Source organism: Myxococcus sp. CA039A (assembly GCF_013336645.1).
GTDB lineage: Bacteria > Myxococcota > Myxococcia > Myxococcales > Myxococcaceae > Myxococcus > Myxococcus llanfairpwllgwyngyllgogerychwyrndrobwllllantysiliogogogochensis.
The window spans coordinates 1-12,356 of record NZ_JABUMQ010000331.1 but is presented as its reverse complement, the minus strand read 5'-3'; the positions used below and the strand labels follow the sequence as shown (position 1 = coordinate 12,356).

The window sequence follows — 12,356 nt, the reverse complement described above, 5'->3', positions numbered from 1 at the left end:
GTCGGGCGGTGGGGGCTGCGGGTTCATGGGAGTCCTCTATAACGCGACCGCTCGCCTACCGCGAAGCGGGGGGAAAACCTTCCCGGAAGAGCCTGCGGGCATTCTCGGTCGTCCGCTGGGCGACCTCGTCGAGGGGCTCCCCCCGGACGCGGGCCATCCCCTCCAGGATGTGGGGCAGGTAGGCCGGCTCGGAGCGGCCCCCCCGGTGGGGCGTGGGCGCCTGGTCCGGGGCGTCTGTCTCCGCCATCAGTCGCTCCAGGGGAATGGCGCGCAGCGCGTCCAGCGGCTTGCGTGCCTCCGCCCACGTCACCGGGCCCGCGAAGGAGAAGTGGCAGCCCTTCTGGAGATAGAAGCGCGCCAGCTCCACGCCGCCGCTGTAGCTGTGCATGAGCAGGCCCGCCTCCGGCATCTGCTCCTGCTTGAGCAGCTCGATGAGCGCGGGATGGAGTCGGTGACAATGCATCAACACGGGGAGCTGGTGCTTGCGAGCGAGCGCCAGGTGCCTCTGGAGCACCGACACCTGTCGCTCCAGCGGCGCGCCGGGAAGGGACGGGCCATCCAGCCCGCACTCGCCCACGGCCACCGCGCCGCCCTTCGACAACAGCGCGTCGAGCAACTCCAGCGCCACGTCGTCCTCCTCGGGCGTCATCTCCGGCAGGAGCTGGGGGTGGATGCCCAGGCCCACCTGGATGCGGGGCTCGTTCCGGGACAGCTCCAGCAAGGGTTCCCAGTCATGCGTGCCCACGCCGGGGATGAGGATGCCTTGGAGGCCCGCGGCCCAGGCTCGCTCCAGCACGAGGGTTCGGTCCTCATCGAATCGCGTCGCATCGAGATGGCAGTGGGTGTCGATCATTCATCACGCCGTGGGGCATCGCCGTTCAATCAGGAACACGCTTCTGGAACCCACCCCGGGGAACCATCGCGGTCATTTTCCCGAGGCTATACGCCCTCCTCTTTTTTGGAGGGGCAATATGGACAAGCGAGTCGTCGGGGCGCTGTGTTGCGCGCTGTGGGTACTCTCGTCGGGGTGTGCTGACGAGTGCGTCGACCAGTTCGATTGTCGCGCGGACAATGGCCAGCCCGCCGAGGGGCAGGAGTGGGTCTGCACCGCCGACAATGAATGTGAGCAGCGTCCCATTCCCGCTCCTCCCGAGCCGGACGCGGGAGAGCCTGACGCGGGAGAGCCGGATGCGGGTGTCCCGGATGCGGGAGAGCCTGACGCGGGCGTGCCGGATGCGGGCCCGGCGGATGGTGGAGGCCAGGGCACGGCGGGGAAGGGCGAGAGCTGCGCGGCCTCCGCGGATTGCATCGCGGGCTTGCGCTGTGAGGGCACGCCCCTGACGTGTCAGGCGCAGCATGTCGCCGTGACCGGGCGTGACGACGCGGGCGTCTCGAAGGCGCTCGTCATGCGCTACGACACGCCGGGCATGACGGCGTTGTCGGACGGGGATACGGACAGCCGCTACCCGCGCTGGGCACCGAGCGGCACGCGAGTATCGTTCGCGCAGGGGGCCGTGGACACGTCCACGGAGAAGGTCGCGGGTGACCTGACGGTGCGCGATGTTCCGCTCGTCCAGGGGCAGGCCCTGGTCCTCGCGGATGGTGGTTCGGGCAACACGGAGAGCTTCCGCTCCATGGAGTGGGAGCCGAGCAACTCCATCGCCTGGGTGCGGCAGAACGGCAGCAGCCGCTCCGGCATCTCCGTGGTGTCGACGGACCCCGCGGGCAGTGTGGTATCGCAGGCCACGACGACGGGCGCGTTCCCGGACTGGGCTCCGGATGGCACGACGTTCGTCTACAACGTGACGGGCGAGGGCCTGTTGACCTCGAGCCTCGGCGCTTCGCCGACGCCCCTGGCCAACTCGGGGGCCACCGCGGAGCAGGCGCACTACAACCACGTCAATTCCCAGCTCCTGTTCCTGTCCAACCCGAACAACGAAATGGTGACGTTCGCCGGGGATGCCATCCCCGTGCCGCTGTTCAGGCTGTACTCGCTCAACGTGACGGGGGGTGGGCAGCCCCAGCTCATCGCGGATGTCTCCACGGAGACGTCCACGGATGGCACCATCGACTCGTTCATCGCCAGTCCCATCTGGGCTCCGGATGGGACCTGGTCCGCGTACGTGCGCGCGTACTACTTCAAGCCCACCACGGGAGATGCCGTGCTGTGCGGCGGGGGCGTTTCTCCCTGCCAGACGCGACCGGGCAACGCCGTCTTCCTGCGCGCAATCAATCCGCAGGATGGCACCGCCACGGGCACCGAGGTGCGGCTCGCGGATGACGGCACGCTCCCGTCGTTCTCTCCGGACGGACGTTTCGTTGCCTTCATCAAGGCGGGGCAGCTCAACGTCCAGCAGGTCGACCCCGCCACTGGCGCTCCGGTGAACGCGGCCATCGTCCATCCCAGGGCGGGCTACACGCTCCAGACAGGTGACAGCGACGACCACCGGCCGCGCTGGCAGCCCCGGTAGTCCGAGTCGTGTTTGGCCCGCGTTCCGGTGAAGTGTCCGGGGCGCGGGCCTTCGCCTGCGACGTGTCGAGCACGGCTCGGCCGTGCAGGCAGCCCCGGTAGTCCGAGTCGTGCTCGGCCCGCGTTCCGGTGGAGTGTCCGGGGTGCGGGCCTTCGCGTGCGACGCATCGGGCGTTATTTGGCCGCGCAGGCAGCCCCGGTAGTCCGAGTCGTGCTGGGCCCGCGTTCCGGTGGAGTGTCCGGGGGGGCGGGCCTTCGCGTGCGACGCATCGGGCGTTATTTGGCCGCGCAGGCAGCCCCGGTAGTCCGAGTCGTGCTGGGCCCGCGTTCCAGTGGAGTGTCCGGGGCACGGGCCTGCCGTCCTTCGCGAGCGACGCGTCGAGTACTGCTCGGCCGCGCAGGCAGCCCCGGTAGTCCGAGTCGTGCTGGGCCCGCGTTCCGGTGAAGTGTCCGGGGCGCGGGCCTTCCGTCCTTCGCGTGCGACGCGTCGAGCCTTGCGGCTCGGGGTGCCACCGGAATAGGCAGGGGCCCTCGGTCCGCCACATGCGTATGGACCGTGCCCCGGAGGACTCGGATGAAGACTGGCCTCGTGACGCTCGGTGTCCTGCTGTTCGCTGGCTGTGCCACCGTGCCGACCGCGCGGCTGGACGATGGCGGCGGTGGCACCGTGGCCGCTGACCCGCACCCGGACGTGGAGCCTGTGCGCCTGGAGACGCGCGCGGGCACCTTCCTGGTGCACCCGAACAACGCCGAGGACTTCTCACGCGCGCTCGCGGGCGAGCCTACCCAGCAGAACTACACCAGCGAACTGCTGGCGGGAGACTGACACCCAGACCTCCCGGCCGCGTCCCGAGTCGAGGGAGCGGCCCGAGGGAGCCTGGGATGCTGTCGTGCTTCAACCTACGACGATGATGCGGCGCCCCAGGGCCCGCGCCATCTGCGGCGAGGTCATCACCTCCAGCGCCTCACCGAGTTCGCCACCGGCCGTGTCGAAGGCCGCGGCGATGACTTCCCCCACGGTGAGCTGGGCCCTCTCCGCGGCCACCCGGGCCCTCTGAGCCGTCCGCCGGAGCGCGGGCATCACCCGGCGACCCTGCCTGCGGACCGTGACGCTCTTGCGTGTCGTCCTCTTGGCCATGTGCTCCTCCCACCACGCGGTTCAGCGCGGGTGAGTACACCTGGGGTCTGACATATGCAGACGAGGTGCCAGTCGGAGGCTCACCTGGCAGGTAACCTGCTCTACGGGATTTCCCTGTAGTGAAGCAGGGTTCCAGGTTCACCACCTCACGGTAAACGTCGGGGTTCGGAACCGATTCCTCGTTCTGTCGAGATTTTTCGTTCAGCCAGCCCGGGAATCTCGACGTTTCGTTCAAGAGTCGAGAGTCGGCCAGAAGCCGCAAGGACTGCGAGTGTGCTCAGTCTTGAATGACTCAGGTGTCATTCGAGCCCCGCCCTTTTGGTCGAAAAATTGGCACTGCGGGGTGCGGCTAACACGCGCGTCGCGCTCTCGTGGGCGGAGTGTTCAGTGCGGTATACGCCGGCGCATGCCTCAGACCCTCTGCCCGAGCTGCGGTCATAGCCCCATTCCCCGGGGTGCCACGGCCTGTCCCGCCTGTGGTGAGCCGTTCGATCATCTCCAGTCCTACAAGAAGGTCGGCCGCACGCGGCTGGACAGGTTGGGGGACGCGGTGGACGACGACGCCACGGTGTTCGGTGGCGACCTGGTGACGAGCGCGGTGTCCGCCCATCCAGGGCCCGTGGCGGGTGTGCTGGGGGCGAGCGCGGCGGCGTGGTTCCTGCGAGCCGGTGGCGTGTTGGGCTCGCTCCAGGACCCCTCGTGGACGTACGGGCTGGTGGCGCTGGACCTGGTGCTCGCGCTGGTGCTGGTGGTCAACCGGGGGCCCGCGAAGGGGCTCGCGCAGACGGGGCTGGTGGTGCAGCTGTTGGCCACGGCCTGGCTTGCGCGCGCGGCGCCGACGGCCCCGGTGCACGTGGCCTACTTCGCGCTGGGACTGGTGGCGCTGACGCTGGTGCTGGGCGAGCCCGGCGCCGCGCGGCGGTACGTGGGCCTGGGGCTGGGACTCGCCGTGGCGTTGGTGTCGTCGGCGCTCCTCGCCATTCCGGGGACGCTGACTCCGGGGGGCGGTGGCGGCGTCCGCCAGCTCCTGGTCGGCAGCGAGCTGGGATACCGGCTGGAGCTGCCCGTGGGGTGGGAGCGGCTGACGCGCGAGCAGCTCTCCACGCACCTGGTGCTGCCCACGGCGACGCTGAATGGCAGCGGCGTGGGCTTCGGCGACGTGGCGCGAGGACGCTTCGGTCTCTTGTGGGTGGAGCGCTCGCCGGGTGTGTCGCTGGTGGCGGGGTGTCAGGGCCTGCTGCGCTCGTTGGGTGGGGCGTCGAATGCACCGTTGACGCGGCCGGCGCCCGCCGCGCTGGGAGGCCGCACGCAGCTCTACGCGCTGAACACGTCGGCGGGGGCGCGAGGCACGCTGGGCTGCGGGCTGCTGGCGGATGGTCGACTGGTGGGGCTGGCCGTCGTCGCCGCCGGGTCGGGTGATGTACAGACGGGCGATGCGCAGGGGGCCGCGGCCTTCGCGGCGGTGGGCGAGGGACTCGCGTTGCAGTAAAGGGCAGCCCGCCATGAACGTTCAGGTCCTCTTTCACGACAACTGCTTCGACGGTGCCGCGAGCGCCGCGGTGTTCTCCCGCTTCTATCGGGAGCGCGTCCGCGCGGACGCGGCCTTTGGCTACCAGGGCCTGAATCACAAGCCGGGCGCGGAGGGCATCGACCCGGCGGTCTTCACTGGCGAGGAGAACGTCATCGTCGACTTCCGCTACAGCCAGGACGCGCGGCTGACGTGGTGGTTCGACCACCATGCCTCCGCCTTCCAGCAGCCGGGGGACGAGGCGCACTTCCTCGCGGACACCAGCGGGCGCAAGTTCCACGACGGGCACCGCAAGAGCTGCACGAAGTACCTGGCGGACGTGGCGCACGAGCGCTTCGGCTGGGATGCGTCGTCGCTCTCGGACCTCATCCACTGGGCCGAAATCATCGACGGCGCCCAGTTTCCGTCGCCCCAGATGGCGGTGGCGCTGGAGGAGCCCGCGCTGCGCATCATGACGGTGCTGGAGGCGAACAAGGACCCGGCGCTCATCCCCGAGGTCATCCGGCGCATGCAGTCGGAATCGCTCGCGGAGCTCGCCGCCTCGCCGCTCATCGCCACGCCGCTGGCCCCGCTGCTCTCGCGTCACCAGGGCCACATCGAGCTGGTGCGAGCGAAGGCCCGCTACGAGCGCGGCGTCGTCTTCTTCGACCTGGTGGACGAGGGCGTCGACAGCCTCAACAAGTTCATCGCGTACGCGCTCTATCCGGATGCGCGCTACACGCTGTGGGTGGGCAAGGGCGCGTCGCGCGCCAAGGTGTCGCTCGGCTCCAACCCGTGGAAGCCGGAGCTGCGCAAGCACGACCTGTCCGCGATTGCCGGTCGGTTCGGCGGTGGCGGTCACCCAGTGGTAGCGGCGGCCAGCTTCAAGGCGGACCAGTCCGACAAGGCCCGCGCCGCGTACCAGGAGATTCTCGCGGAGTTGTCCACCGCGGGCTGACGGAGGGGCGGACTACCGGCGCTCGAAGAACGAGAAGCCGGCCTGCCGCAGCAGTCGCACCACCGTCACCATGGGCAGGCCCTGCACGTTGGAGCGGTCTCCGTCCAAGCGCGCCAGCAGCGCCTGTCCCGCGCCTTCCACGCGGTAGCTGCCGCAGCAGCCCTCCCACTCGTTCAGGTCCAGGTAGCGCTCCAGCTCGTCGGGCGTCACGGCGTGGAAGGTGAGTCGGGCGGTCTCCACGGCCTCGCTGAAGTGGCCTCCGGGGCCCACGAGGCAGACGCCGGTGTGGATGTCGTGGGTATGGCCCAGCAACTTGCCCAGTTGCCCACGCGCGGCTTCGCGGTTGTCGGGCTTGGTGAGCGTCTCGCCGGCGACCTCGACGAGCTGGTCGGCGCCCAGCACCCATGCGTCCGGGTTGCGCGCGTGGACCGCGCGAGCCTTGCGGGCCGCCAGCTCCCGGACGGCCTCCTTCGCGGACAGGTGGGGAGCCACCGTCTCGTCCACCCCTGGGGATTGGGTGCGGTAGGGCAGGCCCAGGCCGTCCATCAGCGCTCGGCGGGCGCTGGACGTGGACGCCAGAATCAAGTCTCTCATGGGGCTCCCACCCTAGTTCACCCGAGCGCGCGCGGGGATGCCGCCTGCCGAGCGAGCATGCACGTCCCCGCTTCCCGGCCACGAGGTGATGCCGTAGCCTGACGCCCCATGTCGCGGCGCGGTCTGCTCGCCCTCTGCCTTCTCCTCACCGCGTGTAAGCGGAACGCCTCGGCCCCGGAGACGGGAGACGCCGGTCCGCCGGAGGTGTCCTCGGTGAAGGCCCCGGCGGCCAATGCCTCCCCGGCGGAAGGTGCCGACGTCGCCTCGCGTCCCGTGCAGCCGCTCGCGGTGTGTCGCGCGCAGGGCAGCTCGCCGCTGGATGCGGCGCGCGGGTACTACGACGGAGGTCGCTTCGAGGAGGCGCTGTCCTGCGCGGCGCAGGCGGCGGCCCTGGAGCCGGACCTCGCGGCGGCCCATGCCGAGCGCGGCGTGGCGCTGGCCGCGCTGGGACGCGAGCCCGAGGCCCAGCTCGCCTTCGCGCGGGCGCTCGCCATCGACCCGGGGGACTCGGATGCGCTGCTGGGCGCGGCGCACCTCTATGCCGTGCAGCTGCCCTCTACGCGCGAGCGAGACGAACTGGGCACGCTCTACGCCGAGCGCGGCCTGTCTCAGCCCGGTACCCCTCCGGAGCTGATTCCGCATCTGGCGCTGGTGGCGGCCATGGCCTTCAACGACCTGGGCCAGTCGGAAGAGGCCCTGGCGCGCGCGGCCATCGTCCTGGCCCGGGAGCCGGGCAGCCGGGAAGCGCTCTACGAGCGGGCCCTGGCCCTCTTCGAGCTGTGTCGCTTCGCCGAGGCGAAGGTGGCCTTCCAGGGGCTCGTGTCCGACGCGGAGCGCGCCGCGCATGCGCACCAGCACCTGGGCTTGTTGCTGGAGCGAGAGGGGAAGTGGAAGCAGGCGCAGGTCCACTTCGACAAGGCCCGGAGCCTGGCGCCGGAGGACTTCCCGACGCCGCCCCTGCCTGGCGAGGACGCCTTCCGCGTGGACGTGGCGCGGGCCGTGTCGGAGCTGCCCGTGGACATGCGGGGCGACTTGGAGGGAGTGCCCGTCACCGCGGAGGAGCTGCCCGCCGAGGGTGACTTGCTGGCCAACCAGCCTCCGCTGTCGCCCACCATCCTCGGATTGTTCAGAGGGCCGCCGCTGGGCGCGCCGTGCGACGGAACGGAGACGCCGTGCCGCTCCGTGGTGCTCTACCGACGCAACCTGGCGAGGGCCGTGCGCACGCCGGCGGAGCTGCGCGAGCAGATTCGCGTGACATTGCTGCACGAAATCGGGCATCTGCGAGGGGAGGACGATGAAGAACTGGCCGCGCGCGGCCTGGAGTGACGCGAATGGCCATCAACGTAACGCTTCCCGTGGCACGTACGACTCCCAAGGGCGCGAAGTCCCTGCGCACCGGAAACCCCTGGCTGTACCGCACCGAGCTGGCCGCCCCGCCCGACGTGACGGGCCCTGGCGCGGTGGTGCTGGTGGTGGACTCGCAGGGCAACCCCATTGGCCAGGCCCTCTATGCGCGGCGCTCCCCGCTGGCGCTGCGGCTGCTGACGCGCAAGCCCCCTCGCGAGCAGCCGGTGAACGACCTCTTCTTCCGTCGTCGCCTGGAGGCCGCGCTCGCGCGCAGGTCCTCGCTGTCCGGGCGCGACGGTCTGCGGCTGGTGCATGGTGAGTCGGACCAACTGCCCGGTCTCTTCGTGGACCGCTACGGCAAGGGCCTGACGCTCCAGACGCTCTCCGAGGGAATGGACGCCCGCAAGGAGTCCCTCGCGAAGATGCTGGTGGAACTCACCGGCGCCACCCACGTGGTGTGCCGCGACGACGCCTCCGGCCGCGACTTCGAGGGCCTTCCGCGCGAGTCGCGCTTCCTGCACGGCGAGGGAGAGTCGCGCTTCACGTACCACGAGGGCGACAACCGCTTCGAAGTGGACCTGCTGGGCGACATGAAGACGGGCGCCTTCCTGGACCAGGTGGACAACCACCTGCGCGCCGGAGAGCTGGCGCGCGGCGAGGCGCTGGACCTCTTCAGCTACCACGGTGGCTTCGCGCTGGCCCTGGCTCGCAACTCCGAGTCGGTGCTCGCGGTGGAGCAGGACGAGAAGGCCGCGGCGCGCATCGGCGAAAACGCCCGCGCCAACAACCGGACGAACGTCAGCGTGGAGAACGCCAACGCCTTCGATGTGCTCAAGCGCTTCGACTCACAGAGCCGGCGCTTCGACACCATCGTGTTGGACCCGCCGGGGCTCGCCAAGCGCCGCGAGGGCCTGGAGACCGCGCTGCGCGCCTACCACGAGCTGAACCTGCGCGCGTTGCGCTGCTTGAAGCCGGACGGACTGCTCGTCACCTGCTCGTGCTCCGGCAAGCTGGACCGCGCGGGCTTCGAGGAGATGCTGCTCGGCGCCGCGGCGGACGCCAAGCGCCCGATTCAGATTCTGGAGCGCCGGGGCGCGGGCCTGGACCACCCGGTGCTCGGTGGGTTGCAGGAGACGGAGTACCTCAAGGCCCTCTACGTGCGCGCCCTCTAGCAGCGCGCACGGGGACGACGGGGCTGCTCACGACAGCCCCAGCTCCTTGCGCAGCTTGCCCACGACCTTGAAGTACTCGGTTCGAGGGAAGGGGACATTCAGGATGTGGAAGTCCTTCTTGGCCAGCCCCACGCAGCCGAAGCAGTAGTTGCAGTCCTGCAGGTTGCGGCAGAGCACCAGGTACGCGCTGGTGGTGCAGTTCTCGCTCTGCAGGCAGTAGGCGCACGCGTGACAGCTCTTGCACTCCACGCAGTGCGAGCAGTTGTTGCACAGCTCGCACCGCGTGCAGTGGGTGCACTGGAAGCAGCTGTCGCAGTCCTTGCAGAACATGCAGTTGGCGCAGCGCTGACATCCCTCGCATGCGTAGGAGCCGGGGTTGCCGGGGTCCGACGCAAAGCTCTTGGTGAGCTTCTGGAGTTGTTCCAGGAACTCCCGCTTGCCGAGCGTCGCCACCAACGCGCGTGCGGCCTTCTCCGCGGCGAGCGGATCCACTGCGTCGGGCCGCGTACCTTTCTCCTTCACCACCCGGGACACTCCTTGCCCATTGTCGGGGCTCACTGAAGCCGGGCCAGCCCGGCCAGGTCGATTCCACGCGCCACCCGCCGCACCTCCACCGTACCCGGGAAACCCCGGCTGGTGACGGCCACCACGAAGCGGTCGCCCACCAGCAGGTTGGCCTCCGCCAGCGACTCCTCCGCGTCGTACCTCACGAAGCCCACCGCGTCCTTCCAGTGGATGGGGGCCGCCGGGTCGCTGGGTGCCCGGTCCTTGGCCCGCTCCGCCGCGTCGCGGATGGCCTGTCCAATCTTCTCGCCCATCGTGGTGTCCACGATGCGCACCTTCACCTCTCGTCCCTCACCTCGGGTGAACAGGCGCTCGGCCTCGGAGACGGACACCTCGCCGTACTTGCCGGTGGAGCCCTGGGTGCGCGCGACGGTGAACCCCTCCAGCGTCTCTGGGAGGAAGGGGGCCAGCGTCTTGAAGTACACGCAGGGCGCGCTCGCGGCGGGCACGGAGGCTTCCACCTCGCGTGAGGCGCCGTCACGGTCCAGGCATCCGACACCTGGAGCGAGCGCGAGCAGGGCGGCGGTGAGGCGGAGGAGAAAGTTGTCGCGCACGGACGAATCAAAGGGTATCCCCGGCCCGCGCGCAATGGACCTCTCGAAGCTCAACCCTCCGCAGCGCGAGGCCGTGGTTACCCTCCAGGGGCCCTTGCTGGTCCTCGCGGGTGCTGGCAGCGGGAAGACTCGCGTCATCACCCACCGCATCGTCCACCTGCTCAACGAGCGACCAGACCACATCCTGGCTCGCAACATCCTCGCCGTCACCTTCACCAACAAGGCGGCGACCGAGATGAAGGAGCGCCTGGTCCACATGGCCGGGCCGCGCGCGCAGGGCGTGCTGGTGTGCACCTTCCACGCCTTCGGCGCGGAGATGCTCCGCGAGGACATCCATCGCCTGGGGTGGCCCAAGAAGTTCGCCATCGCGGACATGGGTGATCAGCTGGCCATCATCCGCCGCGCCATGCGCGAGCACCGCATCGACGACCGCTCCTTTGACGCGCGCAAGGTGCTCAACCTCATCTCCAAGGCGAAGAACTCCGGCAAGGCCCCGGAGCCCAAGCCGGAGGGCATCGGTGATGACTACGACCTCATCACCCACATGGTGTACCCGGGCTACCAACTGGCGCTGAAGGCGCAGGGCTCGGTGGACTTCGATGACCTGCTCCTGTTGCCCGCGCGGCTGCTACGCGAGCACTCGGACCTCTACGTCAAGTACACGCGCCGCTTCCGCTACCTCCTGGTGGACGAGTTCCAGGACACCAACATGGCCCAGCTCGACGTGCTCAAGCTGATGGCCGGCGAGTCGCGCAACGTGTGCGCGGTGGGTGACGACGACCAGTGCATCTACTCGTGGCGCGGCGCGGAGGTGCGCAACATCCTCCACTTCGACCACTTCTTCCCGGGCGGGAAGGAGGTGCGACTGGAGCAGAACTACCGCTCCGTGCAGATGGTGCTGGACGCGGCCAACGCCGTCATCGCGAAGAACCCCGAGCGCAAGGCCAAGCAGATGTGGACCGACCGCAAGGGCGGCCCCAAGGTCAAGGTCGTGGCGTGCCCCAATGACGAGGAGGAGGCCCGCTTCGTCGCGCACGAAATCCAGAAGCACGTGTCGCTGGGCGTCCTCGAGGACGACATCGCGGTGCTCTACCGGACCAACGGCCAGTCCCACCCGGTGGAGGAGATGCTGCGCGAGAAGGGCATCTCCTACGAAGTCGTGGGCGGCAGCGAGTTCTTCGACCGGCGCGAGGTGAAGGACGTCATCGCGTACTTCAAGGTCATCGTGAACCGGCTGGATGAAATCTCCCTCATGCGCATCGTCAACGTCCCGTCCCGGGGCATCGGCGACGTGACGATGGAGCGGCTGCACGGGCACTCGCGCTCCGAGGGCGTCACCCTGTGGACGGTGATGCGCAAGGCCACCGAGTACGAGGATTTGCCCCCCGGCGCCGGCGAGAAGGTCCGCGAGTTCGTGGAGCTGGTGGAGCGCTACCGCGCCGCGTACGAGCACGGCCAACTGGCCACCGTGACGCGCAAGCTCCTGGAGGAGATTGGCTTTCGCGAGGCCACGCGCGCCCACGCGCCCAGCGCCACCAGCGCGGACAAGAAGCTCAAGGGCGTGGATGGGGTGCTCGGCTCGCTGGAGCGCTTCGAGAAGCGCGAGGGCCCCAAGGCCAGCCTCCTGACGTACCTCAACCGCCTCAGCCTGGACACGAAGCAGGAGGAGGACGACGAAGTGCCCGGTGCCAACCGCCGCGTCACCCTGATGACGGTGCACGCGTCCAAGGGCCTGGAGTACCGGCTCGTCTTCTTCATCGGCATGGAGGAGGACCTGATGCCGCACGGAGGCATGCAGGGCGAGGCGCAGAACCTCGAGGAGGAGCGCCGCCTCTGCTACGTGGGCATCACCCGCGCCAAGGAGACGCTGTACCTCACGCGCGCCGTCACCCGCGTGAAGCGCGGCAAGGAAGTCCCCCGGACGCCCTCCCGGTTCCTGGAGGACCTCCCCCCGGAAGTCGCCGAGCACATCGCCATGGACGCGCCGCGTCAAGGCGACCCCACGCCGGAGGAGAAGAACTTCTTCGCGAACCTCAAGGAGCGCTTCAAGAA

The 12,356-nt window shown here is 69.5% G+C and carries 12 protein-coding genes; 7 read left to right on the top strand and 5 right to left on the bottom strand.

The annotated features are described in order from the left end of the window. Positions 1-55: 55 nt before the first annotated feature. Positions 56-853: a TatD family hydrolase gene (locus HR086_RS38305; RefSeq protein WP_174468106.1), complete on the bottom strand. Its 798-nt coding sequence runs from the start codon at positions 851-853 to the stop codon at positions 56-58. 118 nt (positions 854-971) lie between these two features. Here HR086_RS38305 and HR086_RS38300 point away from each other — a divergent pair, with 118 nt between their 5' ends. Together HR086_RS38300 and HR086_RS38295 are read left to right on the top strand one after the other, a co-directional pair. Next, complete coding sequence (locus HR086_RS38300) at positions 972-2,471, top strand: PD40 domain-containing protein (protein WP_174468105.1); 1,500 nt, start codon at positions 972-974, stop codon at positions 2,469-2,471. A 573-nt stretch (positions 2,472-3,044) separates the two neighbouring features. Continuing rightward, positions 3,045-3,296: a hypothetical protein gene (locus HR086_RS38295; protein ID WP_141648505.1), complete on the top strand. Its 252-nt coding sequence runs from the start codon at positions 3,045-3,047 to the stop codon at positions 3,294-3,296. 69 nt (positions 3,297-3,365) lie between these two features. On the opposite strand, the gene HR086_RS38290 is transcribed toward HR086_RS38295, so the two are convergent. Beyond that, on the bottom strand, positions 3,366-3,608 hold the full coding sequence (locus HR086_RS38290; RefSeq protein ID WP_141648506.1) for a hypothetical protein: 243 nt from the start codon (positions 3,606-3,608) through the stop codon (positions 3,366-3,368). 406 nt (positions 3,609-4,014) lie between these two features. Here HR086_RS38290 and HR086_RS38285 point away from each other — a divergent pair, with 406 nt between their 5' ends. Further along, on the top strand, positions 4,015-5,097 hold the full coding sequence (locus HR086_RS38285) for a zinc ribbon domain-containing protein (RefSeq protein WP_174468104.1): 1,083 nt from the start codon (positions 4,015-4,017) through the stop codon (positions 5,095-5,097). Positions 5,098-5,110: 13 nt separating this feature from the next. Beyond that, positions 5,111-6,073 (top strand): hypothetical protein, encoded by a 963-nt coding sequence (locus HR086_RS38280; RefSeq protein WP_174468103.1) that lies wholly within the window; start codon positions 5,111-5,113, stop codon positions 6,071-6,073. A 12-nt stretch (positions 6,074-6,085) separates the two neighbouring features. Here HR086_RS38280 and HR086_RS38275 read toward each other — a convergent pair whose 3' ends face one another. Then, positions 6,086-6,667, bottom strand: a complete 582-nt coding sequence (locus HR086_RS38275; RefSeq protein WP_174468102.1) for a nucleoside triphosphate pyrophosphatase — start codon at positions 6,665-6,667, stop codon at positions 6,086-6,088. Between the two features lie 108 nt (positions 6,668-6,775). On the opposite strand from HR086_RS38275, the gene HR086_RS38270 reads away from it, so the two are divergent. Both HR086_RS38270 and HR086_RS38265 read left to right on the top strand, forming a co-directional pair. Further along, positions 6,776-7,993 carry a metallopeptidase family protein gene (locus tag HR086_RS38270; RefSeq protein ID WP_141648510.1) on the top strand — a complete coding sequence of 406 codons (1,218 nt, stop codon included), beginning with the start codon at positions 6,776-6,778 and terminating at the stop codon, positions 7,991-7,993. A 5-nt stretch (positions 7,994-7,998) separates the two neighbouring features. Then, on the top strand, positions 7,999-9,186 hold the full coding sequence (locus HR086_RS38265) for a class I SAM-dependent rRNA methyltransferase (protein WP_174458549.1): 1,188 nt from the start codon (positions 7,999-8,001) through the stop codon (positions 9,184-9,186). A gap of 27 nt (positions 9,187-9,213) precedes the next feature. On the opposite strand, the gene HR086_RS38260 is transcribed toward HR086_RS38265, so the two are convergent. Both HR086_RS38260 and HR086_RS38255 read right to left on the bottom strand, forming a co-directional pair. Then, positions 9,214-9,711, bottom strand: a complete 498-nt coding sequence (locus HR086_RS38260; RefSeq protein ID WP_174458550.1) for a caib/baif family protein — start codon at positions 9,709-9,711, stop codon at positions 9,214-9,216. A gap of 29 nt (positions 9,712-9,740) precedes the next feature. Then, positions 9,741-10,304, bottom strand: a complete 564-nt coding sequence (locus HR086_RS38255) for a hypothetical protein (RefSeq protein WP_246137789.1) — start codon at positions 10,302-10,304, stop codon at positions 9,741-9,743. A 34-nt stretch (positions 10,305-10,338) separates the two neighbouring features. Between HR086_RS38255 and HR086_RS38250 the strand changes: the two genes are divergently transcribed. After that, positions 10,339-12,356: ATP-dependent helicase (locus tag HR086_RS38250; RefSeq protein ID WP_174468101.1), on the top strand; the 2,018-nt coding region annotated here is incomplete at its 3' end.